The sequence below is a fragment of the Stenotrophomonas maltophilia genome (assembly GCF_006974125.1).
Lineage (GTDB): Bacteria > Pseudomonadota > Gammaproteobacteria > Xanthomonadales > Xanthomonadaceae > Stenotrophomonas > Stenotrophomonas maltophilia_O.
The window spans coordinates 305,498-329,020 of record NZ_CP037858.1 but is presented as its reverse complement, the minus strand read 5'-3'; the positions used below and the strand labels follow the sequence as shown (position 1 = coordinate 329,020).

Sequence of the window (23,523 nt, the reverse complement as noted above, 5' to 3'; positions counted from 1 at the left end):
AGCATGAACATCCGTATCGTCATCGCCGACGACCACCCCGTCATCCTGGCCGGCGTGCGCGAAGCGCTCGGCCACGAACCAGGCATTACGGTGGTGGCTGGCGCCGAGGATTCTACGTCATTGGTTGATGTACTGAGCAAATTCCCGGTCGAGGTTGCCGTCACCGATTTCTCGATGCCCGGCGGCAGGTACGGCGATGGTGTGGCGTTGATCGGCTTCCTGCGCCGTCGATTCGCCGAAGTGCCGCTGGTGGTGCTGACCGGTGTCGGGGGGGGGCAGGTACTGGCCAGCATCCGCAGGGCCGGCGTTGCCTGCATCGTGGCCAAGGCAGATCCCATTGCCGAACTGACCACCGCCATCCGTGCCGCCCATGCCGGCCAAGGCTATCTGTCCGCCGGGATCCAGCGGCAGTTGAACGGCCGCGACGATACGGATGAGAGCAGCTTGACCAAGCGCGAAGCCGAGGTGCTGCGCCTGATCGCCGAAGGGCTCACCCAGACCGAGATCGCTGCGCAGCTGCAGCGCAGCCGGCAGACCATCAGCACGCAGAAGCACTCGGCCATGAAAAAGCTGGGTCTGCAGCGTTCGGCGGAGATCTTCGAATACGCGGTGCGAACCGGCATGGTCTCGGCCTCGCAGGCAATGCGGGCTCATTGTCCCGGCGGCAGGAACGATGACTGATCCATCTGCAATCGGACATCGTCCGATGGATCGCGTGTTCATGGCAGCTACGGTGGAAGGGCCCATTGACCCTTTCCCAGGAGCCGCCGTGCCAAGCTCGCTCGATGTACGCATCGCAGCCTTGATGTGCCGTTTCTCACAGCTGACCCCGCATGCACAGCGTCGATTCACCGAGCTGCTCAACGCCTATCTTTACGCCTCGCCTGCGCAACGCAGGGAGCTGCGTCGCACGTGGAAGGACATCGAAGACGCATCATGTGATGACAGCGTGAAAAATTCGAACTAGTCAGACAGTCGCCCCGCATTCGGCCCGGCATCGTATGCCGTGCCGAAGGATGCGCCGTTGCAATGGACGCCTCGGCTTCCCTTACAACGAGTATCGCGATGAAGAACACCCCGACCGTACTGGCCGCCCTGCTGGCCATCTGCTGCATGCCCTCCGCAACCGCATGGGCCGAAGAGGCCAATCTCTCCCCCAACACCAATGGCGGCACCGGCAACATGCCGTCCGGCTACAGTCAGCTGAATTTCCTGCTGAGCAATGGTGACTGGGTCACCGACATTCGTTTGCCCACCGCGGCCACGCACGGCGATCGCGTTGCAGCGATGTCCGATGCGCACTGGATTGCGCGTTTCGATCTCACGGGTACCGTCTTTGAATCGGCGGCCGGCGCACCGTTCGTCAAGGACGTGCTGCTGGACTTCGTCTGGAACACCTACGCCGGCCGTTGGGACGTGCAGGATGGGCCCATGGCCCGCGCACTGCTCGGCCCGAATCTGGCAGTTGACCACATCGCGCCATCGCCGCACCTGCTGACCCAGTACACCATGATTGACGGCATGCACGCCAAGGAGCTGCATCTGCCGGTGCAGGCGCAGGAGCATGCCATTCTTGCAGTGGCCAACCGCGCCACCTGGTCTACCCGCATCAATGCTGCTCCGGGCACCCTGAAGGGCGATTGGCATGAGTGTGGCTCCCTGCAGGATTGCACTTTCCTTTACGACACCGGTGCCAAGCGGTGGCGTGCCGCAACCGGCACCAGCACGATCGGTCCGCAGGCCCAGCTGCCGTTCCCGTCGCGCACGGTGATGCGCGTGGTGGCGAAGCCGGCGCTGGATCCGGCAACCCGCATCACGCTGCCGGCATGGGCCGTGCACGGCGACGTCTACGCGATCGTGGACAACTCCGGCGCAGTTGGCCACCACGTCGAGACGGCCAACACCAATCTGCCGGCACCGGTATCGCTGGAAGATGGGCGCGAACTCCGCTTCCGCTACAACGCGATCGTCTACACCTGGGAGCAGGTGCAGTAAGGCGCCACTGGCCCAGCCGGCATGGTGGAAACGACATTTAGTCGTTGTCCTATGCCTGCCGAATCCGCCGCTCCGTAGCATTTGATCTCGAAGGGGACGCCCTCTTCCCTCAAGCCCAGCACAGCGCGGCTTGAACACCAAAACCATTCACAACAGGAATTCATTCCCATGAACAAGATTGCAATCGCACTGTCCGCCGCGCTCTCGCTGGGCGCCATCGCTTCGGCCAACGCGGCCGACGCCACCATCAACTTCACCGGCGAGATCAAGGCGCTGACCTGCACCATCACCGTTGGCGCTGGGGGCAGCAGCGGCACCTCCGTCACCATGCCGACCGTGTCGCCCAATGTCATCAACGGCGGCGTGGGTGCCCGCGAGCAGGCCTTCACCCTGAACGTGGGTACTGCAGGCTCCACGGAGTGTGGTGCGGGTGACTACATCTTCAGCTTCCAGGGCAGGAACGTGGAAGACGGTCGTCTGAAGAACACTGCAGCCAGCGGTGCAGACAATGTCCAGCTCGCAATCCTGAACGGAAGCACCGTGATGGACCTGCAGACCGAAACCATCAGCAAGACCATTCCCGCCGGTGGCGGTTCCACCACCATTCCCCTGGTTGCCCGCTATGAGAAGAGTGCCGCAGGCAACGCGGGCGAGGGTGATTTCGCCACCGCGCTGGAGATCTCCGTCAACTACTGATGTGAGCGCTTTTCAGTTCCAGGGCCTTCGGGCCCTGGATCAATCCACTTTCTGGAGTGTGCATCATGTTCCGCATTCATAGGAATCTTGCGCTGGCCACTGCAATGGCCGCCATCATGCTGGCCGCGCAGCCTGCCGAGGCGGGCGTGGTGATCACCGGAACGCGGGTGATCTTTCCAGCACAGGAGCGTGAAGTCACGCTCCGCCTGACCAACACGGCTCAGAAGCCCGTGCTGGTCCAATCGTGGATTGACGACGGTGACGCCCGCTCAACACCCGCACAGGCTACGGCGGTTCCATTTGTGCTGCGCCCACCGGTGTTCCGCATGAACGCGGACAGCGGGCAGGCGCTGCGCATCCTGCACACGGGCCAGCCGATGCCGGAGGATCGCGAGAGCGTGTACTACTTGAACGTACTTGAGGTGCCTGCAGCGGGGGCTGAAGCTGATCAGGCGCATCTGCAGCTGATTATCCGCTCCAGGCTGAAGGTGTTCTATCGCCCCAAGGGTCTGTCCGCAGCGGGCGCGGCCAAGGCAGCTTCCCAGCTGGTCTGGACCGCATCACGTGCAGGTAGCGGTTGGGTGTTGGAGGCGCGTAATCCCACCGCCTATCACGTCAGCATCAATTCGATCATCACGGCCAACGAACGAATTGCAGCGGGGCTGGCGGCTCCGTTCGCAACGACCCGCTACACCCTCAGCCAGGCTCAGCTCAACGCAATCGGATCGGCTGTGACCTTTGAGACCGTGAGTGACCATGGCGCCAAGATTCCGGTAACAGTGCCGCTCACGCAGCCCTGATTCAAACCGCTTCAGCCACCCCGCCTCATCTCTGCCTTCGGGCCCCGCAGGGGGTCGCAGGACTCCCTTTGCCTACGTGCAGGACTTCGCCATGAACCGACATCCGACAACTTCGCCGCGCCAGCATCGTCTCGCCGTCGCCGTGCTTGTCGCGCTGCTACCCGCAGCGGCGATGGCGGCGCCGGCACTGGAGTTCAATGCCGACCTGCTGTACGGCAGTGGCATCGACGTCAGCCGCTTCGAGCGCGACGATCTTGCCCCGGGCATCTACAGCGCTGACATCAGCGTGAACGGCACCCGCGTGGGCCGCCGCGATGTGGACGTGCGCGATATCGACGGGCGCTCCCGGGTCTGCCTGACCCCGGAGCTGCTGGCCATGCTGGGCTTCGACGAGGCCAAGCTGGAGGCCGCACGCGCCAGCGGTGAGCATGCAGACCTGCTGCCGTTCCCCGACGCGCCGAGCTGCGAAGACATCGCGCGCTTCATTCCTGCTGCCGCGGTCAGCCTGGATGCGGCCGAGCAGATGCTGGAGGTCAGCATCCCGCAGGCCTACATGCGCTCCAACCTGCACGGCTGGGTTGGCCCGGACCGTTGGGACCAGGGCATCAATGCCGCTTTCGTGAACTACAGCATCAGCCATTCGCAGTATCAGTTCGATGGCCGCAACAGCAACCACAGCAGTGCCAGCATCGATGCCGGCGTGAACCTGGGCGCCTGGCGCGTGCGCCACAACGGCTATTTCTCGCGCAGCAGCGAAAGCGCGCCGAACTATGCGGCCGGCAATACCTATGCGCAGCGTGAGATCCGCCGCTGGAACGCGCAGCTCACCCTGGGCGAATCGTCCACCGATGGCGATCTGTTCACCGCGGTGGGCTATCGCGGCGTCAACGTCAGCACCGATCCGCGCATGCTGCCTGATACTCTCAACAGCTACGCGCCGGTGGTGCGTGGCGTGGCCCAGACCAACGCGCGCGTAACCATCCGCCAGCGTGGTCATGTGATCTTCGAGACCACCGTCAGCCCGGGTCCGTTCGAAATCGATGACCTGCGCAACATGGCCACTGGCGGCGACCTGGATGTGGAGGTGGCCGAGGCCGATGGACGCGTCGAGTCGTTCGTGGTGCCTTTCGCAGCGGTGCCCAAGCTGCTGCGCCAGGGCCAGCAGCGCAGCAGTGTCACCGTGGGTGAGCTGCGCAACGGTAATGCCACCGCACCGCGCTTCGTTCAGGCCACCGTCCGTCGCGGTCTCAGCAGCGCGTTCACCGGCTATGGTGGCCTGCTGGCCGCCGAGGATTATCGTGCCATCGTGCTTGGTGGCGCGCTCAATACGCGCATCGGCGCCTTCTCTGGCGACGTGACCTTCTCCGACGCTGTGCTGCCGGGCCAGATGGAAGGCTTCGGCCGGAGCATGCAGGGCCAGTCGTACCGCCTGGCCTACAGCCGTTCGTTCAACCAGGCGACCAGCTTCACGCTGGCAGCCTATCGATATTCCACCGATGGCTATCTGGACTTCAGCGATGCCGCGCGCCTGCAGGCGGCGCTGCATGCCGGGTCGTCGCCTTCGGTGGTCTCGCGCCAGCGCAGCCGCCTGGACCTGACCATCAATCAGCGCCTGCCGAAGGGCTCGCTGTATCTGCAGGGCAGCACCACCGATTACTGGAGCGACAACCGCCGTTCCACCAACTTCAGCCTGGGCTACAATGGCCGGCTGGGTCCGGCGTCGTACAGCATCAGTGCGCGCCGCAGCATGGAATCGACGTTGTCCGGTGGGTTCAAGGCCACCAGCACCGGTGGCTACCTCAGCATCCACATGCCGCTGGGCCGTGCGCCGGCCTCGCCGCGCCTGGGTGTCACCGTCAATAGTGACCGTTACGGCACCGGCTACAGCGGCGGCGTGGACGGCCAGTTCGGCAGTGGTCTGCAGGGCAACTACAACGTTTCGATGAGCCAGAACCGCAGCGGCCATGATTTCGGCGCCGGTGTTGGATACCAAACTCCCATGGCCAGCCTGGGAGCGTCGTGGACGCGCAGTTCGGCCGGCCAGCAGCTTGGCCTGTCGGCCAGCGGCAGCGTGCTGGCGCATGGGCAGGGCATCGCCTTCGCCCAGCGCCTGGGCGACACCGTGGGCCTGCTGCATGTGCCCGGCGCGTCCAACGCCGCCGTGGGCCATCAGCGCGGCGTCAAGACCAACAAGGGTGGCTATGCGGTGGTGCCCTATCTCAGCCCGTATCGATTGAACGAAGTGTCGGTGGATCCGAAGGGATTGCCCATGGATATTGAACTGAAGGCCGGCTCGGTTTCTGCCGTGCCCACCGCCGGCGCCATCGTCAAGCTGGTCATTCCCACCGTGACCGGCCGCAGTGCCCTGATCGAGGTCATGGATGCACAGGGCCAGCCGCTGCCGTTCGGCCTGGATGTGTATGACGAGGCCGGCGAGGTGGTGGGCGTCGTGGGGCAGGGCAGCCGCCTGTGGGTGCGCGGCGTCAACGAGTCCGGTCAGCTGTTCGTCAATACAGGTGACGACATCGGCCAGCGCTGCGCCATTGCCTACGACCTGGCAGGGGTGGAAAGCGAAGCGCTGCATGTCAGCCGTTGCCTGCAGCCCGGTGCCGCCAGCGCTGCAGCGAGCGAAGCACACTCAGTACTTTCCGGTGCGCACGACTGAAACGGCTCGGCGTTCCCGTCGAGCCATCTGATCACAGCCCTCTACCATCATCAGTAAAAGGCAGGAATTATTATGAAAGGCAGCATTCGAAACAAGCAGCGGGTATGGCATGCGAGAGCCGGGTTTGCTGCCGCTCTACTCATTGCAGCGTGGACCGCACAGGCATGCGATATCGATCGCGACGGACTGGGAACCAATGCATTCAACGACTGGACCTACCGGGGCGTCGGGCAGCCATTGACAGACTGGGCGGAGCTTGGCGGAGCCGCAGCGCAGACCAACATATACCTGTACAGGAACTGCACGCCGGGCTCTGCGTACACGATAACGCTCTTCGCAAACACAGCGGTATGGTCAGATAGTGCTCCGGGCGGGGGCGCCATTTTCGATCTCTCCACGCCAAGCACTTCCACAGTCGGCGTGCAGTTCCGTGTAAGTGACGGCGGAGGCTCCGTCCACACTGCGGAGCCTGTGACGAGCTCGGGCGTGAAGTTGTCCCTTTCGGCGGGTAACCAGTATCTTCGCGCAAGAATTTGGTACCGTTATGTGGCCATTGAGGATGTCTCGTCACAGAGTACTCTGGTTGCCGCCGGCTATAACTGGGGCTTCGACAATGAGACTCAACCAGATTTGAGTTCGTACAAGTTTGTAAACTCGCAAAGCTTCGATAGATATGTGACCCCGTACTGCTCATTCACGAGCCTCCCGGTGAAGGCGGTGGAGTTGCCGCTCACTACGAGGGGAATGCTGGAGAAGAATGGCGAGGGCTCCGCAACGGAATTCTCGTGGCGTTATGCTTGTGGCGGCACCAGGCCAAACGGGGCGACCGTGTCGTACACGCCGGGTACGTCGACCACGGATCCGGCGTCGGGGCGCATGGCGATTCAGTCGGGCGACGGAAGCGCCGAAGGCGTTGAGCTGGCGGTGCGGCGTGGCACCAGCCCCACGGGCAGGAAGGAGAACCTTCAGTTCAATAGAAATTTCCTTCTTGGTACAAGTGGGGTGGAGTACCTGGATGTGCGCTACGTACGCGGAAGCGGCACGCTGAAGGTGGGAGAGGCCAATGGCAGCCTTACCGTTCATCTGGATGTTCGCTGAGCCAGGCTCTGGGCAGGAAGATGCGCGTCCCATGCTGTGATCAATCATCTGAAAGGGAGTGCGCCTGATGTTGCTTCATCGACTGCTGATCGTCATCAGCCTTTTGGCATTGCCGCTGGCGAGCCGCGCCGACATCGCCATCCACACCACGCGCCTGGTTCACCAGGGCAGCGAGCGAATGGTGTCACAGCGCATCTGGAACCAGGGTGACAAGCCATCGTTGATCCAGGCCTGGATTGACGACGGTGACCGCGAACAACCGGCGAGCGCCCGCGGTCTGCCGTTCTTTGCTATGCCGCCGCTGTTCCAGCTGGAGCCGGGCCTCAACCGCGATGTCAGCGTGCGCCTGGTGGATGCGCGGGCACTGCCGACCGACCGCGAGGCGCTGTACTGGCTGAACATCCTGGACCTGCCCGCCAGCGAGAAGGCGGCCGACAGGCTGAACATCGCCTACGCCGTGCGCTGGCGCATCAAGCTGTTTCATCGCCCGGCGGGCCTGGCGGGCACGCCGGCAGCCGCGCCGGCGCAGCTGGCATGGCGGCGGCAAGAGGGCGAAGAGGGCACGCGCCTGCTGGCACGCAATGACAGCCCCTATCACGTCAGCCTGCAGTCGATGAGCGTGGACGGGAAGGACATCGATCTTCCCGTGGACAACGCCGTCATCAGGCCCTATTCGGAATGGTCCCTGCCGATGGCCGGCCCGCTTCGGGCCGGGCGCACGCCGCTGAAGATGGTGTGGCTGGACGACACGGGCAAGGCGCAGGATCTGGAGGCACAGATCGACTGAGGCTCCACTGCAGAGGGAAGCGGCTTCGATGCGCTGCTTGCACGATCGCGGGTAGCGGGGTATATCTCGGCCATGCCCTGCCCATGAGGCGTCATGCTGGCCTGCGTCGGTCGTCCCGTTCTGCACACTCGCACGCCCATCGCCCGGCGAAGGGCCGGGGGATGGTGTGTGCTTTTGCTGTTGGCCATCGTTTCATCGCCCTTGCACGCGGCCAGCTGTCGGGGCGATGGCAGCCTTTTCGCGGCCCTTCCTACCTACATCGAGTTCTCTGCCAAGGACGTGGGGCTGAACCAGGCGCTCACCCCCTGGCTTGATATCGATGGCGGCGCTGTCACGCAGGACTTCAACTGTTCGAGCAGTGTCGGGGTCAGTTATCGCGCGATCAGTCACGGCGGTTTTGTCGCCGATCGATACGTGGAAAGTGGTGCGCAGTTCATGGTGTATCCCACCGGCGCGCAGGGGGTAGGCATGGCCTTCCTGGTTGAATCGCCATTGGCCGCCCCGGGCAAGCCAAGCGCGTTGGGATTCGATGAGATCGAGCTCTATTCCGGGCAGAGCGTCGCCAAAGTCGGTGCGCGCATTCGGGCCAAGCTGATCCGTACTGGCACGGTGCGCTCTGGCAGGAATCTCACCAGTTCCACCATGGTCATCCAGACGCGGCTGTATGAGGGCGGGGCCAGTGAGCCGCTGCGAAGGGACATCTTCATCTCGCCAACCACACTGAACGTGTCCGACCCGCCCCGTTGCCGGATGCAGACCCGGGAAGTGAAGATGGGGACGGTCTCGTTGGGTTCATTCGGCGGCGTCGGCAGCCATGCCGGCCAGCGCCCGTACGAACTGGCATTGGAATGCGAGGCCGGCGTCGGCCAGGTGGACTACCAGGTGGTGCCCACCACCGCCGTGATCAACAGCGAGCAGGGGCTGGCCGAAGCCAGCGGCGGTGTGGCCGGTGTGGCCTACCAGTTCCTCAATGGCGACGGCTCGCCCATGCGCTTCTACAGCACCGAGCTGTTCGGCCATGGTTCGTCCAGCGCGCTGATCCTGCGCAAGACCTTCGGTGTGCGCTACCAGCAGACATTGCCCACCATCACCCCGGGCCCGGCCAATGCCGGCCTGATGTTCAGCCTGACCTTTCCGTGATGCTGCCAGGACGCCGCGCTGTGAGGACACGCCTCTCTTCTACGATTCTGGCCATCGCGCTGCTGCCGCTGTGTGGCCCTGCGCTGGCCGAAGTGACCGTGATGCGCACGCGGGCGGTATTTCCAGCCGGCGCGCCTGAAATCAGTGTCGCGCTGAAGAACGAGGGCGCGCGCGCATCCCTGGTGCAGGCCTGGGTCTCTGATGGCGACATCGAGCAGACGCCGGAGGCCTCGCGTGCACCGTTCATTCTTGACCGGCCCGTGTTCCGGCTCGACCCGGGGCAATCCCACAGCGTGCGGGTACGCAGCATTGCCACCGCGGTTCCGGCCGACCACCGCGAGCATCTGTACTGGTTGAACCTGGTGGACGTGCCGCCGCGCGAGGCAGAGGCGGGCGACAACGTGATACAGGTTGCGGTTCGCTTCCGCCTGAAGCTGCTGTATCGGCCGGAAGGCGTCGGGGCGCCGCAGGACCCGGATGCACAGGTGACCGTGAATGTTGAGGGGGGGCAGCTGCAGGTGCACAACGCCGCCGTCCACTACTTCAATGTAGGTGAGGCCGTGCTGGAGTCGGCGGCTGGGGAAGGCGCGCTGGGCAGCTTCTACGTGGCGCCGGGGGAAACCAAGGCGCTGGCGTTCCCGGCAGGCTTCAAGGGCCCGGCCACGGCGGTGCGCTACAGCTGGGTGGATGACGATGGTGCCTTGCACGCTGAGCGGCGCGTACTGCGCTGACGCCAATAGCGTGCCGACTGACTTGATGGCGTGCGCGGTCAAGGAATGCGTGGCGTGGGCGGCCATGTGATGGAAGGGATGAAGCTGGCCGAGCTGGCCTTGACCAACTACGCGATCGTTCGCGTGCAACCGGAATAGATCCGCATCGCGCGTGGATGGCCGCCCCCCCCTTTAGCGTCGAGCCATGCTCGACTCCGCGGACGAACCGGGGCCGAGCATGGCTCGGCCCTGCAGTGGGGCCGAGCGATGCAGGGATGCCGCCGCCTCAGAAATCCATCGTCGCCGACACCAGCACCGTCCTCGGTGCACCCAGCGCCAGGCTCGACAACAACGGCATGCCCCAATAAGCCTTGTTGGTCAGGTTGTTGACGGTGGCCCGCAGCGCAAGCGGTCGACCCGCCAGCGTCGTGCTGTAGCGCGCGCCCACGTCGAACAGGGTGCGTCCCGGCACCGACAGGCTATTGTCCGCACTGATGTACTGCTTCGACATCGCCGTGGCATTGCCGGTCAAGGTCAGGCCCTGCAAGGTCGGCACATCCCATTCCACACCGAGCTTGGCCTGCCGCTGCGCCACGGCAGTGGCGATGCGCCCCTCATTCACGCCGCCGGCCGTGCGGGTCAGCTTCGGCTGCACATAGGCCACGCCACCGAGCAGGCGCACGCCGTCGATGGGTGCCCCGAAGAAGCCCCATTCCACGCCACGGTTCCGTTGTTCGCCACCAAACGAGAAGATATTCGTGACCGGGTCGGTGTAGCTGCTCGGTCGCTTGATCTCGTACACACTGAAGGTGTGCGCGAAGCTGCCCAGGTCCAGCTTCAGGCCCAGCTCCTTCTGCTTGGTGCGGAACGGGGCGAACACATCGCCGGCGTTGGCAGCAGTCATCGGCGCGGTAGCGCCCTGGCTGAGGCCTTCGATGTAGTTGGTGTAGAGGGAGATCGTGTCGGTGGCCTTCACCAGCAAGGCTGCTGCCGGGGTAGTGGCGCTCTCGTCATACCGCGAAGTACGTGCGCCCGTGGCCACGTTGAAGGTCTCACTGACCACCTGCTGGCGGCGCACGCCCAGCGTCAGCTGCACGCGGTCATCGGCGAAGGAAAGGGTATCGGCGAAGCCGAGGCTATCCAACTTCAGTTCGGTATGCGAGATGTGCGGCGCCACGAACGGCGCGGCCGGGCCCCACACCGGGTTGTAGAGGTTGGTGGTCCAGTCCCAGCCGGGCACGCTGCGGCGGCCGTAGTCGTTCTGGGTGTGCTGGTAATGGGTCACGTTGGCGGCCCACTGGTGGCCCACATTGCCGGTGCGGAACGAACCGCGCAGGCCGGCATCACCGGACTGCTTCTTGATGTCGAAGGCGAGCTGGCCGATCACCGTCGTGAAGTCGCCGGCCGGATTGAGGATCTGCGCGCTGATCGAACCGTTGTAGCGGTAGTCGGTCTTGCTGGTGCCGTAAGCCAGGTAAGCCATCAGGCTATCGTTGATATCCAGTTCGCCCCGCAGCATCGCGCCCTTGTCCTGGCTGTCCACGTAGGCCCAGTCCGGGTTGATCAGCGTATCGCCACGCGGCGGCCGCGGAATGGCCAGGCCCGGTGCCAGGCCGACGCCACGTGCCGGGCCGTCAACACGGTCATCGGCGCTGTATAGATCCGCGGACAGCCGCGCACGTTCGCCGCGCCAGTCCAGTGCCAGCGAACCGAGCTGTACCTTCTTGCGCTGCTTTCCCACGGCGCCATCACCGTCACGCCAGGCGCCGTTGAAGCGGATGCCGAACTGCTTGTCGGCGCCCAGGCGACGGCCCATGTCCACATGGGTACCGAACTGCGCATCGGAGGCGAAGTTGGCACTGACCCGCAGCAGCGGTTGATCGCCGGCACGCTTGGGGACCAGGTTGACGCTGCCACCGACCGAACCACCCGGCGGCATGCCGTTGAGCAGCGCGGAGGGGCCTTTCAGCACTTCGATGCGCTCGAACATTTCCGGCGAGGTGCGGTAGTACGGCGCCATGCCGCTGAGCCCGTTGAAGGTGGTGTCGCTGGTGCTGGAGGCGAAGCCGCGGATCGCATAGTTCTCGCTCCAGGAACCGGTGACGCCATTGCTGAATACCGTGGGGTCGGTGGCGGCAATGACGTCGGTCAGGTCCTTGGCCTGGCGATCACGGATGAAGGACTCGGTGTAGCTGACCGTACTGAACGGCGTGTCCATGAAGTCCTTGTCACCGAGCAGGCCGACGCGGCTGCCGGCAGCCACGTGCCCGCCTGCATAGTCCGCGGTGACCCGCCGCTGTTCCTGCACCTGCACCGAGGGCAGGGTGGACGGTGCGGTGTCGGCCAGCGCGGCAAACGAGACCAGCAGCCCCAGCGCGAGGGCGGACATCCGGTAGCGCAGGGGCATGCCCGGCGGATGCATCAGGCCGGAGGATGCGGCGGCGGCACGATGCTGTGCAGAAGTGAAGTTGTAAACGGTCATGCCAGAGTCCTGTGAATCGCAGGCGCGAGCGCGCCTGGCGCGCTGCCGACGGCAAGCACGGGGAGAGGGCGCAGCGCAGGGTTGTTGGCTGGGTGGGGACCTGGCGGGAGGTGAGCCATGGGCTCGATTACGGGCAGCGTGCTGGACGCATTCCGAATTAGTTGAGTAAATTAAACTAAATCAATCGAAGCGGACAAGAGGGTCCCTTTGCTGGCACCCTCAGCAGGGTATGGACGCGCACCGTAAGAGCAGGCACCGCATGAGCACGCACCCCGATCCAACGGCGCCGACCCGTGGCCGCCCGCTCACCATCACCCCGGAGCGCCTGGCCGACATTGGCATCCGCCTGGGCCTGCCCAACCTGACCATGGCCAACGTGGCCGCCGAACTGGCGGTGACCCAGGCGGCGCTGTACAAGCGCGTGGCGAACCTGGAGGCGCTGAAGCGCCTGGTGGCGGAGGCGGTGTTCCAGCGCTGGCAGATTCCGCGCGCCTCGGTTGACGCGCCGGGTGGGCTGGAGGCCTACCTGATGGGGTTCGTGGAGTCACTGTGCGAGGTGGTGAAGGCGCATCCCGGGCTGCCGCCATACCTGCTGCGGCGCACGGTGGCGACCGCGCCGATGCTGGAAAAGATCGCCTCGCACCAGGCGCACGTGGCCGAGGTGTTCGGCCTGCCGGTGGACAAGGCGCGCTGGCTGCTGGCCACGATCGCCTTCTACTGCATCGCCGGCGCCGACACGATCTATGCGATTGCGGACGACGAAGAGGGGCAGGTGATCACCGAGTTCAAGCAGGGCATGCGGGCGCTGGTGATCGGTTCGCTGGAAGTATCGCGGCTTCGGTAGATGCACGCCCTGCGTGGATGATCGTGGCCGTTCACCACGACGCCAGCCAGGCATGGCCTGGCTCTACTGGACCGATCGCGTAGTGTCGAGAATACAATGCGGCCATGCCTGCCACGCCTACTCTCGATGATCTTCGCCGCTACGCGGTGGCGCGCACCCTGTTCAAGCCGACCACGCTGCTGACCGCGATACGACGGCTGGGCTTCGTGCAGGCCGATCCGATCCGGGCACCCGCACGCGCGCAGGACCTGACCCTGCGCCACCGGGTGAAGGACTACCGCGCCGGTGACCTTGAGCGGCGCTACACGCGTCTGCCGGTGGAAGAGGATTGCCTGGTGAACTACGGTTTCCTGCCTCGCGAGCACCTGGCACTGATGCACCCGCGCGTCTCCAGGCGCGAGTGGGACGCCGAGACCCATCGCCGCGCGGCCGACGTGCTGGCCTTCGTGCGCGAGCGCGGCAGCGTGCACCCGCGCGAGGTCGACCAGGCGTTCGCGCATGGGCGGGTGACCAACTATTGGGGCGGCACCAGCAACGCGAGCACGCACCTGCTGGACGGCATGCACTACCGCGGCCTGCTGCGCGTGCAGCGGCGTGACAGTGGCACCCGCATCTATGCAGTGGCCGAGCACGCCGAACCGGATGCCAGCGAGCAGGCGCAGATCGAACGCGCCGCTGCCCTGATCGATCTGGTGGTGCGCAAGTACGCACCGCTGCCCTCGGCCAGCCTGACCTATCTGGTGCGCCTGCTGGGCTATGGCGCGCCGCATCTGGCCGAGCAGACCCGCAAGGCACTGTCACTGGCCAAGCAGCAGCTGGCCAGTTGCACGTTGGAGGGCACCACCTGGTACTGGCCGGCGGACGAGAATCCGCGCTCGCGCCGGCATGCGCCGGACGAGCACGTGCGCCTGTTGGCGCCGTTCGATCCGGTGGTGTGGGACCGCCGCCGCTTCGAGCTGTTGTGGGGATGGGTGTACAAGTTCGAGGCCTACACGCCTGCACCGAAGCGCCAGTACGGCTACTACGCATTGCCAGTGCTGTGGCACGACCAGGTGGTGGGCTGGGCCAATCTCAGCGTGCGCGACGGTGAGTTGGTGTCGAACGTGGGTTATGCCGGCAAGTCGCTGACCCGCGACAAGGTATTTCGTGGCGCGCTCGAAGACGAACTGCAGCGCATGGCCGCATTCCTCTAGCACTGGGCCTGCGCCCGGCATCGGTTCAACTCGTACAGGTACGATGGAACACGGGGCGATCCCTGGCGACACTGCCGAACGTAGTCTGGCAGCGTGCAGGTGGTGCGGTGGGTATCGGTTTTCAGGGCGCGGCGACGGCAGTCGCTGCCGATGCGATGGTGCGGCGCGCTGGCGGGGCAGGGTACTCGCTGAGTGCGTTGCAGCCGGTCTGCTGTCTGCAACGCCCGTGTGCGTTCATCGACGCGGATCCGGAGGCGGCCCCCGACCCGGCACTGATCAGCGAACTGCGCGGCTTGATCGAGCACGTAGGCCCGTTCCGGGCGGGGGAGTACATTCACCGGATCGGCGATCCCTCTCACGGTGTCTGCGAGGTGCGCTCCGGCGCGGTGAAGAGCGTTGTCGATGATCGTGAGGGCGGCGAACAGATCCTGGGATTCACGCTGCCGGGCGAGCTGCTTGGCTTGAATGGCGCGCAGGGTGCGCGCCATCCCAGCAGCGCGGTGGCACTGGACACCGTCTACTTGTGCCGCATGCCGTTTGCAGGGCTTGCGGAGCTGGCACGACGGTTTCCACCGCTGCAGTCGCGCCTGTTCTCGCTGTTGAGCATGGAAATCGGCAAGGCCGCGCTGCTTGCCGCCAACTGTCGGGTTGAAGAGCGGCTGGCCGTGTTCCTGCTGGATATGGGGGCAAGGCATCAGCGCCGAGGCCTGTCGCCGGTCCGGTTCCGGTTGCCGATGGCGCGCTCGGAGATCGCCAACCATCTGCGCATGGCACCGGCTACTGCCAGCCGCGCATTGCGCAGCATGAGCGAGGCCGGGCTGATCCGGCTGCAGCACCGCGAGGTGCATCTGCTGCAACCGGCCAAGCTGGCGGGCATGGCTGCATGGAGCGTTGGCAACTGACCTGTGACGGCCGTAGAGCGCGAGCCCGCGCCGGCGAACAACGGATACGCCAGCAGCAACCGAAGGTGCACCCACCGATGGCGTCCCAGTCGTGTTGATCATCGCGCAGGGGCATGCGCGCCCGGGCCAGCGCGCTCACAGGCCTTCGCCGTGCTAGCGTCCATGGATTGGAGGTCACGATGACGATCAAGGCATTCTGGGACGATCCCTACCGCCTGCGCCAGGAGGCGCGGGTCAGCTCTGCCTTGGGTGATGAGGTCCGGGTGGACGAGACCATCTTCTTCGCGTTCTCCGGGGCCAGGAAAGCGACGCCGGGTCCATCGGTGGCCATCCGGTGCTGGAAGCACGCAGGGATGGACTGGACATCGCCTATCGACTGCCCCAGGGGCACGGTCTGCGGGTAGGCGATGCGGTCATGGTCGAGGTTGATGGCCTGCGCCGCTACGGCCTGATGCGCCACCATTTTGCGGCGGAGATGATCCTGCAGCTGGTGTATGCGCTGGAGCCGGGCATCGACAAGGTCGGTGCGCATATCGGCCCGGCCAAGGCCCGCATCGATTTCGCGCGGGAAGGCAGCATCTCGGTGCTGTTTGATGCGCTGCAGGCCCAGTCCGCCGCGTTGGTCGCTGCCGACCTGCCGATCATTACCGCGTTCTCCGACGAGGCCAACCACCGCCGCTTCTGGCAGGTGGAGGGCTTCGCGCAGATGGGCTGTGGCGGCACCCATCCACGCCGTACCGGGGAGATCGGCACGCTCTCGCTGAAGCGGAAGAACCAGGGCAAGGGCGTGGAGCGCATCGAGATCACCCTGGACCCCCGGCCGTTTCCGGCATCGTGCGGTACGTTGCCCGGGTAGCCGCCAACCTTGGTCGGCACCGCACAGTGTTGGTGCCCACCAAGGTGGGCAGCTACCGATTCAGCCGCCCATGCGCCACCATCGCCAGCACGACCACGCCAGCGGCGACGCTGGTGTGACCGGACAGCGCGGCCAGACCCAGACCCAGGCCCAACCCGCGCATCGCGAACACGGTGCTGAACACCAGTAGCGCCCATCCGACCGCGCGCAGCTGCTGCGTCGTAGCAACGCTCAACACGCGATGCAGCACGTCCCGCTGATGGCGCTCCATTGCCAGTGCCAGGCAGATGAACGCGGCCAGAGACAACACGAACAGAATGACGTGGATCATGCGCTGGCCTCCGCAGCGGCATTGCATGACGCTGCAGACGGCCGTGCACGCTTCAACTTTGGCGCATGCTTCCAGGTTCGCCACGCCAGCAGAGCGTGCAGGGCGGCCAGGGCCAGCAGGGTCAGGTCGGTGCCGGCGAACGCCCAGTCGCCCGTGGCCAACGTGTGCCACAGCGGATGCGGTGTGGTCACTGCCGTCAGTACCGGCAGCAACGCCAGCATCAACGCACCCAACACGAACTGCTCGACCCATGCACGCTTCGGCGCACGCAGCGTGGCATGAACGAACATTGCCGCCAAGGCCAGGAAAAATACGTGCACCTCCCACGCGGCACGCCCATCAAGTCCGGTGGGCAGCAGGCGGTTGGCCCACAGATAGGCCGCCATCGCCACCGACAGCCCAGCCACCGTGGCGATGTTGAGCCTCTCGACCAGGCGGAAGCCGAAGTGGGGGCACTGCGGGTCGGGCAGCTGTGTACGGCGCTTGACCGTCCACAGCACCAGCCCGGTGCCGACCATGGCGGTGCCGGCCAGGCTGACGATGAAGTACAGCCAGCGCAACGCAGTGTCAGCAAAGCGCCCCAGGTGCAGGCCGTACAGCACGCCCTGGGTATCAGCGGCGACGCCCGAGTGCTCCTTGATCTGCAGCAGCCGCCCACCGCTGCCATCGAACAGCAGGTAGTTCGGCGTGGTCGAAACGCGGCTCGACTGCGCGCGCACCACAGCCACGCGTGCGTTCTCATCGCCGGGGTTCTGCACCTGCACGCTGCCCACCGCGCCGGTTCCCCAGCGCTGTTCGGCCTGTCGCACCCGTGCGCCGATGTCCGTAAGTGGAGCGGTGTGCCCTGCGGCCTTCTGCGGCGGCAGGAACAGCCGCATTTCGCTGACCACCTCGGCCTGCTGGCGCTTGTCCGGCAGTTTGGCCAGCCCCCACGGCATGTACAGCACCGCCAGCATCACCAGGCCACTCCAGGTGATCATGAAATGGAAGGGCAGGCCGAGTACCGACAGCGCCGCGTGACCATCCAGCCACGAGCGCTGGCCCTTGCCCCAGCGGAAGGTGAAGAAGTCGGCGAAGATCTTCTTGTGGGTGATCACGCCGCTGACGATGGCCACCAGCATGAACATCGCGCAGACGCCCACGATCCAGCGGCCCCACATGGCTGGCATGTAGTGCAGGTTGAAGTGGAACGCATAGAAGAAGTCGCCACCGCCGGTGTCCCGCGCCTGCAAGGGCGCACCGGTGCTGGCATCGAACAGGCCCGAATCGAAACCATGCCGGCCGCGGCCGCCCGGGCTGGCCCACATCGCCGACACCCACGGCATGCGCGCACTTGGCAGGCTCAGGTTGATCTGGCTGGCATCCGGTGCATCGGCCATGAGGTTGGAGACCGTGCGCTGCGCGACCACCGCCGCCTCCGGCAGGCTGGAGGGCGTGGCGATTTCGGGGCGTGTGTAGCGCGAGAGCTCGTCGCGGAAGTAGCTGGCGGTGCCGGTGAGGAACATCGCATACAGGATCCAGCCCGCGAGCAATCCGACCCAGATATGCAGGTCGGACATGGTCTGGCGGATGCCGCGTGGCTTCGCGGTGCGATCACCCTTGCTCATGCGCCCGCTCCCTGGCCGACCGCTCGCGCGACCAGCCACAGTGGCAGGGCGATCACGATCAGCCCGATCCATGCGCGCCACGCCGAGCGCACCGCGAACACCCAGACCACGGCGCCGGCATACAGCAGGAAGCTGGCCAACATGCCGGTGAACACGGCCTGGCGGACATCGATGGGCAGCGCCAGTGTGGCGATGCTGCACAGTGCGGCCAGTACATAGCCGCCGAACAACGCGGCGATGATGCGTGAGACCAGGGGCAGCCAGGCCAGCACGGAAGCAGTTCGGGAAACGGTCAAGGCACTTCTCCAGGGCACCACGCACCATGGTGTGGTGCCCTTGAAACGAGGATCAGAAATCGACGGTGGCCGACAGCAGGGCGGTGCGTGGCGTGCCCAGCCCGGAGCCGAGGCTGCCCGCCCAGTACGCCTTGTTGGTCACGTTCTGCACCGTCGCGCGCAGTACCAGCGGATGGCCGGCCGCCTGCGTCGCATAGCGGGCACCGAGATCGAACACGGTGCGGCCTGCAACCCACTGGCTGTTGTCAGCAGTGATGTAGCCCTTGGACAGGCTGACCGCGTTGCCGGTGAGGGTGAGGCCGGCCACGGTCGGCACGTCCCATTCGACGCCGAGCTTGCCCTGCCATTGCGGGGTGGCCGTGGCCAGCCGGCCTTCGTTGATGCCGCCCTGGGTGCGGGTCAGCTTCGGCTGCAGCCAGCCGATGCCGCCCAGCACGCGCAGCCGTTCGGTGGCCTGGCCGAACACGGTCCATTCCACGCCACGGTTGCGCTGCTGGCCGCCGAATGAGAACACATTGGTGGCCGGGTCGGTATAGGCGCTGGGCTTTTCGATCTCGTACACGCTCACTGCGCTGGCCAAATGACCGAAGTCGAACTTGGCACCCACCTCGCGCTGGCGCGTCTTGTACGGCGGGAACACGTCGCCCGCATTCGCTGCGCTGACCGGGGCGGTGCTGCCCTGGCTCAGGCCCTCAATGTAGTTGGCGTATAGCGAAAGTCGATCGCTGGCCTTGAACAGCAGTGCACCAGCCGGGGTATTGGCGCGGGCGTCGTAGCGCGCGGTGCGCTTGCCGGTGCTGCCATCGAAGGTGTCGCTGAGCACGGTCTGGTGACGGATGCCCAGGGTCAGCTGCACGCGGTCATCGATGAAGGACAACGTGTCGGCGATGCCGAAGCTGGTGGTACGCACTTCCGCGGTCTTCGGCAGCGACGCATCACTGAAGCTGCGATCGATGGCCGGGCCCCACTGTGGGTCGTACAGGTTGGTTACCCAGTCGCGGGCCAGCAGATTGCGCTTGAAGCCGAATTTCTGGTCGTGCTGGTACCACGCGGCACTGATCGCCAGTGCGTGATCGACCGCGCCGGAGCGGAAGCGCGCCGAGAGGCCGGCTTCGGCGGAGTCCTTGCTGTAGATGAAGCGCTGGTGGGCGAAGTTGTTGCGGAAGTCGCCGGCGGTGTTGGTGATCAGCGTGGTGGCGCTGGCGATGGAATCGAAATCGGTATGGCCGTGACCGTAGCTGGCATGCGCCTGCAGGTGGTCATTGATGTCGAACGACCAGCGCAGCGCGGCGGCTGAGTCCTTGACGTTGCTGAAGGTCCAATCCGGTGCGAACAGGGTGCTGGCCTTTGGCGGGCGGGGCACGGCCAGTCCGGCTGCCAGCGAAACGCCGCGATTGAGGCCATCCACATGGTCACGGCTGCTGAACAGGTCCAGCGAGACCTGCGAGCGTTCACCTCGCCAGTCCAGGCCCAGCGATGCCAGCTGCGTCCTGTGCTGCTGGTGATCGGTGGCGGTGTCGCCTTCGCGATGCACGGCATTGAGGCGTACGCCGAACTGCTGCTGCTCGCCACCGCGACGGCCAACATCCAGATGACCGCCGGACTGCGCGTCGCTGCTGTAGCTGGCCGTGAAGCGGGTCAACGGCGTATCACCTGCGCGCTTGGGCACCAGGTTCACTGCGCCACCCACCGAACCACCCGGTGGCATGCCGTTGAGCAGCGCCGATGGCCCCTTGAGCACTTCGATGCTCTCGGCCAGCTCCGGGGTGACGCGGTAGTACGGGATCAGGCCGTACAGTCCGCCGAATCCAATATCCGACGAGGCGACACCGAAGCCACGGATGTTGAAGTAGTCGGTGATGCCGCCGCTGGAGCCGCTGTTGTAGACGCTGGGATCGGTCAGCGCAATTACCCGGACCAGGTCCGGTGCCTGGATGTTCTCGATGAACCCCGCGGTGTAACGGGTGGTGTTGAAAGGGGTGTCCATGAAGTCGAGCTCACCGAGCAGGCCGACGCCACTGCCGCGGGCGACCTGGCCGCCGGCATAGGCATCGGCAGGCGCGGTCTTGTCGGCGCGCACGTTCACCGTGGGCAGCTGGCGGGCGCTGTCGGTTGCTTCATCTGCATGGGCGAGGGGAGCGAGCAGCAACGCCGGCAGCAGCGCTGCCTGCGCGGCCAGGGATAGGGTCGTGCGGCGTGGGGAGAGCAGGATTCGGGCGGGGAGGGACATGGCAGTTCTCGTGTGGTGGGTCGTGCAATCGGCCAGCACGGCGCCGTCGGTGGCCTGCACGGGCAGGACGACGCGGGCTGTGGAATGGCTGGCAGAGGGCACGGCACTGCCGCTGGGGCAATGCTGCACGCGAGGTGCGTGGGCGATCTGTGGCTGGGTGGAACGAAACGCAGGGCGCGGGTGTTGCGGGGTGGATCAGATGTCGTCGGCGAGGTCGTCGAGGTCCTGCAGGCCACCGCCGCGCGCCAGCACGCGTTCGTAGTTGCGACGGCGGCGCTGGTCGGTTTCGGTGGTGGTCTGGCCGTGTTTCCAGTAGCCGGCCACGGCGACGTCTGCGCGCGGCAGACCGCACGTTTCAATGAAGTAGCGGCGCAGGGCGCGCATCTCCTCGCGTTCGCCTGCGGCCCAGACGGTGTTGTCGGCCCCCGTGTGCAACCGGCGTGCCTGCTGCAGCAACGGCGTAGCGCCCGTGGCCAGGCGCTGTATGCAGACGCCGTCGACGGCAGGTAGTTCGCCTACCGGGAAGGGGTCATCCGAAGCGATCCAGGCCTGCGCGCGAAGGCCGCTCGGCCACTGCTGCAGCAAGGCGAACAGTGCCGGGATGGCGCTCTGATCGGCGAACAGCAGGGCAACGCTGCCCTCGCGATGTGGCACCTGCAGATGTGGGCGCGGACCGGTGAGATCGAAGGCGTCGCCGGGCTGCAGAGCACGCACCCAGGCCAACATCGGCCCCGGTGCCTCGTGCAGCACCACGTCCAGCGTGAAACGGCGGGTCCGGGCGTCGACGCTGCGCACGGTGTAGATCCGTGACACATCGCCGAACGCGGTACCCAGCTGGATGCGCACGGCGGTGTTGGCGCGCTGCCAAGGTGCAAGCTCTGCCTGTGGCGGCAGCTGTACGACCAGCCGAAGCAGGCTGGTACAGGGCTGCGTGACGTCAACGACGTGGACGCGCAGCGCCTGCAGGCCACGGTCGTGGTCGGCGCCGCGCAACGGCCCGGCCGGGGTGGTGGAAAGGGTGGGCGCGGACATCGACAACGATCCAGAAGGCTGCGAATGCGAATTAGTTACATAATAGTAAACTAAATTGATCGCCCCGCAACCCAGGCCTGCTGGAGGCGTATGCAACGCGTTGACCATTGCGTTGCCGCAGACCACCATGACAGGCCTTGCCAGCGCGCCGCGCAGGAACCGCAACAGCATGGCTGCACCGAAGAAGACCGTTGCCCGTGGGCGACCGCCCACCATCACCCGCGAGCGCATCGCCGACGCTGGCATCGCGATGACGCTGCCGGGGTTGAGCTTCGTGGGCGTGGCGGCAGCGCTGGGGGTCAGCCACATCGCGCTGTACAAGCATGTGGCGAATCTGGCAGCGCTACGCGAGCTGGTGGCTGAGGTGATCTTCGAGCGTTGGCAGGCACCGCCAATGGAGGTCGGTGCGGGATGCAGCATCAACGACGATCTGTGCGCGTTCCAGCGTTCATTGCGGACACTGGTGGATGAGAATCCGGGTCTCGCCCCGTTCCTGGTGAGCCACGGTGCGAAGACGCCGGAGATGGTGGCACGCATCCAGCGCCACCATGCCGAGTTCAGTCGTGTGCATGATCTGCCGCAGGAACAGGCAGCATGGCTGCTGTCGACCGTGGCCTATCACGCCGTGGCCTTGGCCGACACCGTGTACTCGCGGCACGCCGTGGCGGACACCACGCGCCGGCCACTGGATCGGGAAGCACAGGAGGCCGAGTTCGACCGCAGCATGCAGGCATTGATCATCGGTGCATTGACGATGTGCGGGCGCACGGCAGGCGGGAGGTAACCGCCAATCCTGGTTGGCAGCGTTGCCCCGGTAGTCGCCAACCTTGGTTGGCGCCGCGACACATCGTTGCCCACCAGGATGGGCATCCACCGGTCAAGCGGCGTCCTTGTGCTCCGCGTCCTCCATGCCCGGGCTGACTCGCCGGCCGATGTCCTTCAGCCGCGCCAGCTGATCCACCATTGACGGCGCATCATCGAGGCTGCCGACGAAGGTCCACAGATAGGTCATCACCGCATACACATGGCCCGGAGTAACTCCGTCGGTGGTGGCGAGGCGGCCGATGGTCAGCGCGAACAGCACCGCTGCCGCCGCGCCAACGACCACAAAGGCACTCGCTTCGCGATCGGAGAGCAGGATGCGCAGCCGCGACAGCGTGGTGTAGTGGCGACGCAACACCGAGGGACTGACCCGGTCCACCAGGCGGATCTCATGCTCCAGCCGGTTGTTCAGGCGTCCATGCAGGTGCTCGTTGCGGCGTGCGAACGACGGCAGCAGCAACAATGCACCCAGCAGCGCGACCAGGCTTGCGGCGCCGACCAGCGGCTCGATCGCCAGCAGCATCCCCGCTGCACCGAACATCGACACCAATGCCGTGGCGATGATCGGCACGTGCTTCTCGAAGAAGTCGACGAACTCACGGGCCAGCACCACGCGGGCCGCCGAAGTGGATGTAGCCTGGCCCAAGCGGCGCTGCGCCTGCACCACGTTCACCGCCAGGTCGGCATAGATGCGGGTGAACGTTCGGGTATCGACCGCGCGGCGGGCGGCACCGACCAGCCAGAACAGCAGCACCACGCCGGCGTAGGAAATGGCATGGCCGATGTCGCCGCGGATGATGGCATCCACCGCGAAACCGGCGAACAGTGGATAGGCCAGCAGCAGCGCGTTCTCCAGTGCGACCAGCGAGAAGGTGCCGGTGAGCTGCCAGGGATAGGTGCGCAGGATGGCTTTCAGGGTGGCGGCCGCATTCTGCTGGCCGATGCTGCCGGCAGCGGCCGCCGGATCGTGGGGGTGTTTCATGGGATGCCTGGGTGGGGTCGGGGGCAGGGCAGGGGACGCATGCCTGCCATCTCCC

23 protein-coding genes are annotated in these 23,523 nt (G+C 65.7%); 16 read left to right on the top strand and 7 right to left on the bottom strand.

What is annotated here, in order from left to right:
• Positions 1 to 3 precede the first annotated feature (3 nt).
• From EZ304_RS01540 to EZ304_RS01495, 10 genes are all read left to right on the top strand, one after another.
• The gene (locus EZ304_RS01540) at positions 4 to 681 is read left to right on the top strand and encodes a response regulator transcription factor (RefSeq protein WP_142806052.1); all 678 of its coding nucleotides are present in this window, start codon (positions 4 to 6) and stop codon (positions 679 to 681) included.
• Positions 682 to 769: 88 nt separating this feature from the next.
• Positions 770 to 967, top strand: a complete 198-nt coding sequence (locus EZ304_RS01535) for a hypothetical protein (RefSeq protein WP_142806051.1) — start codon at positions 770 to 772, stop codon at positions 965 to 967.
• Positions 968 to 1,065: 98 nt separating this feature from the next.
• Positions 1,066 to 1,995, top strand: coding sequence for a hypothetical protein (locus tag EZ304_RS01530; RefSeq protein ID WP_142806050.1), 930 nt, complete (start codon positions 1,066 to 1,068; stop codon positions 1,993 to 1,995).
• 168 nt (positions 1,996 to 2,163) lie between these two features.
• Positions 2,164 to 2,691, top strand: a complete 528-nt coding sequence (locus tag EZ304_RS01525) for a fimbrial protein (RefSeq protein WP_142806049.1) — start codon at positions 2,164 to 2,166, stop codon at positions 2,689 to 2,691.
• A gap of 65 nt (positions 2,692 to 2,756) precedes the next feature.
• On the top strand, positions 2,757 to 3,491 hold the full coding sequence (locus EZ304_RS01520) for a fimbrial biogenesis chaperone (protein ID WP_142806048.1): 735 nt from the start codon (positions 2,757 to 2,759) through the stop codon (positions 3,489 to 3,491).
• 91 nt (positions 3,492 to 3,582) lie between these two features.
• Complete coding sequence (locus EZ304_RS01515; protein ID WP_142806047.1) at positions 3,583 to 6,156, top strand: fimbria/pilus outer membrane usher protein; 2,574 nt, start codon at positions 3,583 to 3,585, stop codon at positions 6,154 to 6,156.
• A 72-nt stretch (positions 6,157 to 6,228) separates the two neighbouring features.
• On the top strand, positions 6,229 to 7,254 hold the full coding sequence (locus EZ304_RS01510) for a hypothetical protein (protein WP_142806046.1): 1,026 nt from the start codon (positions 6,229 to 6,231) through the stop codon (positions 7,252 to 7,254).
• Positions 7,255 to 7,321: 67 nt separating this feature from the next.
• A complete protein-coding gene (locus EZ304_RS01505; protein ID WP_142806045.1) occupies positions 7,322 to 8,041 on the top strand; it encodes a fimbrial biogenesis chaperone in 720 nt (239 codons plus the stop codon).
• Positions 8,042 to 8,215: 174 nt separating this feature from the next.
• The gene (locus EZ304_RS01500; RefSeq protein ID WP_260678191.1) at positions 8,216 to 9,181 is read left to right on the top strand and encodes a fimbrial protein; all 966 of its coding nucleotides are present in this window, start codon (positions 8,216 to 8,218) and stop codon (positions 9,179 to 9,181) included.
• A 20-nt stretch (positions 9,182 to 9,201) separates the two neighbouring features.
• Positions 9,202 to 9,912 (top strand): fimbrial biogenesis chaperone, encoded by a 711-nt coding sequence (locus EZ304_RS01495; protein WP_260678190.1) that lies wholly within the window; start codon positions 9,202 to 9,204, stop codon positions 9,910 to 9,912.
• Between the two features lie 265 nt (positions 9,913 to 10,177).
• Here the strand turns inward: EZ304_RS01495 and EZ304_RS01490 are convergent, their stop codons facing one another.
• Complete coding sequence (locus EZ304_RS01490) at positions 10,178 to 12,373, bottom strand: TonB-dependent receptor (protein WP_142806042.1); 2,196 nt, start codon at positions 12,371 to 12,373, stop codon at positions 10,178 to 10,180.
• A 259-nt stretch (positions 12,374 to 12,632) separates the two neighbouring features.
• On the opposite strand from EZ304_RS01490, the gene EZ304_RS01485 reads away from it, so the two are divergent.
• From EZ304_RS01485 to EZ304_RS01470, 5 genes are all read left to right on the top strand, one after another.
• Positions 12,633 to 13,217 (top strand): TetR/AcrR family transcriptional regulator, encoded by a 585-nt coding sequence (locus tag EZ304_RS01485; RefSeq protein ID WP_142806041.1) that lies wholly within the window; start codon positions 12,633 to 12,635, stop codon positions 13,215 to 13,217.
• 104 nt (positions 13,218 to 13,321) lie between these two features.
• The gene (locus tag EZ304_RS01480; RefSeq protein ID WP_142806040.1) at positions 13,322 to 14,410 is read left to right on the top strand and encodes a DNA glycosylase AlkZ-like family protein; all 1,089 of its coding nucleotides are present in this window, start codon (positions 13,322 to 13,324) and stop codon (positions 14,408 to 14,410) included.
• A gap of 107 nt (positions 14,411 to 14,517) precedes the next feature.
• Entirely contained in the window at positions 14,518 to 15,312 is a 795-nt protein-coding gene (locus EZ304_RS01475) for a helix-turn-helix domain-containing protein (RefSeq protein WP_142806039.1), read from the top strand.
• Between the two features lie 179 nt (positions 15,313 to 15,491).
• Positions 15,492 to 15,716, top strand: coding sequence for a hypothetical protein (locus EZ304_RS21015; RefSeq protein ID WP_221931196.1), 225 nt, complete (start codon positions 15,492 to 15,494; stop codon positions 15,714 to 15,716).
• An 11-nt stretch (positions 15,717 to 15,727) separates the two neighbouring features.
• Complete coding sequence (locus tag EZ304_RS01470) at positions 15,728 to 16,168, top strand: hypothetical protein (RefSeq protein WP_221931195.1); 441 nt, start codon at positions 15,728 to 15,730, stop codon at positions 16,166 to 16,168.
• 52 nt (positions 16,169 to 16,220) lie between these two features.
• Here the strand turns inward: EZ304_RS01470 and EZ304_RS01465 are convergent, their stop codons facing one another.
• The 5 genes from EZ304_RS01465 to EZ304_RS01445 all read right to left on the bottom strand — a co-directional run bounded on the left by EZ304_RS01465 (position 16,221) and on the right by EZ304_RS01445 (position 21,664).
• Positions 16,221 to 16,499, bottom strand: coding sequence for a DUF3325 domain-containing protein (locus tag EZ304_RS01465; protein WP_142806038.1), 279 nt, complete (start codon positions 16,497 to 16,499; stop codon positions 16,221 to 16,223).
• Positions 16,496 to 18,106: a PepSY-associated TM helix domain-containing protein gene (locus EZ304_RS01460; protein ID WP_142806037.1), complete on the bottom strand. Its 1,611-nt coding sequence runs from the start codon at positions 18,104 to 18,106 to the stop codon at positions 16,496 to 16,498. Before EZ304_RS01460 ends, EZ304_RS01465 begins: the two co-directional genes overlap by 4 nt.
• Positions 18,103 to 18,402: a DUF3649 domain-containing protein gene (locus EZ304_RS01455; RefSeq protein ID WP_099551046.1), complete on the bottom strand. Its 300-nt coding sequence runs from the start codon at positions 18,400 to 18,402 to the stop codon at positions 18,103 to 18,105. The genes EZ304_RS01460 and EZ304_RS01455 overlap by 4 nt, the downstream gene beginning before the upstream one ends.
• 52 nt (positions 18,403 to 18,454) lie before the next feature.
• Positions 18,455 to 20,632: a TonB-dependent receptor gene (locus tag EZ304_RS01450; protein ID WP_142806036.1), complete on the bottom strand. Its 2,178-nt coding sequence runs from the start codon at positions 20,630 to 20,632 to the stop codon at positions 18,455 to 18,457.
• Between the two features lie 195 nt (positions 20,633 to 20,827).
• Positions 20,828 to 21,664, bottom strand: a complete 837-nt coding sequence (locus EZ304_RS01445; RefSeq protein ID WP_142806035.1) for a siderophore-interacting protein — start codon at positions 21,662 to 21,664, stop codon at positions 20,828 to 20,830.
• A 169-nt stretch (positions 21,665 to 21,833) separates the two neighbouring features.
• On the opposite strand from EZ304_RS01445, the gene EZ304_RS01440 reads away from it, so the two are divergent.
• Entirely contained in the window at positions 21,834 to 22,448 is a 615-nt protein-coding gene (locus EZ304_RS01440; RefSeq protein ID WP_142806034.1) for a TetR/AcrR family transcriptional regulator, read from the top strand.
• Between the two features lie 93 nt (positions 22,449 to 22,541).
• On the opposite strand, the gene EZ304_RS01435 is transcribed toward EZ304_RS01440, so the two are convergent.
• On the bottom strand, positions 22,542 to 23,468 hold the full coding sequence (locus EZ304_RS01435; protein ID WP_142806033.1) for an ABC transporter six-transmembrane domain-containing protein: 927 nt from the start codon (positions 23,466 to 23,468) through the stop codon (positions 22,542 to 22,544).
• Positions 23,469 to 23,523: the final 55 nt, after the last annotated feature.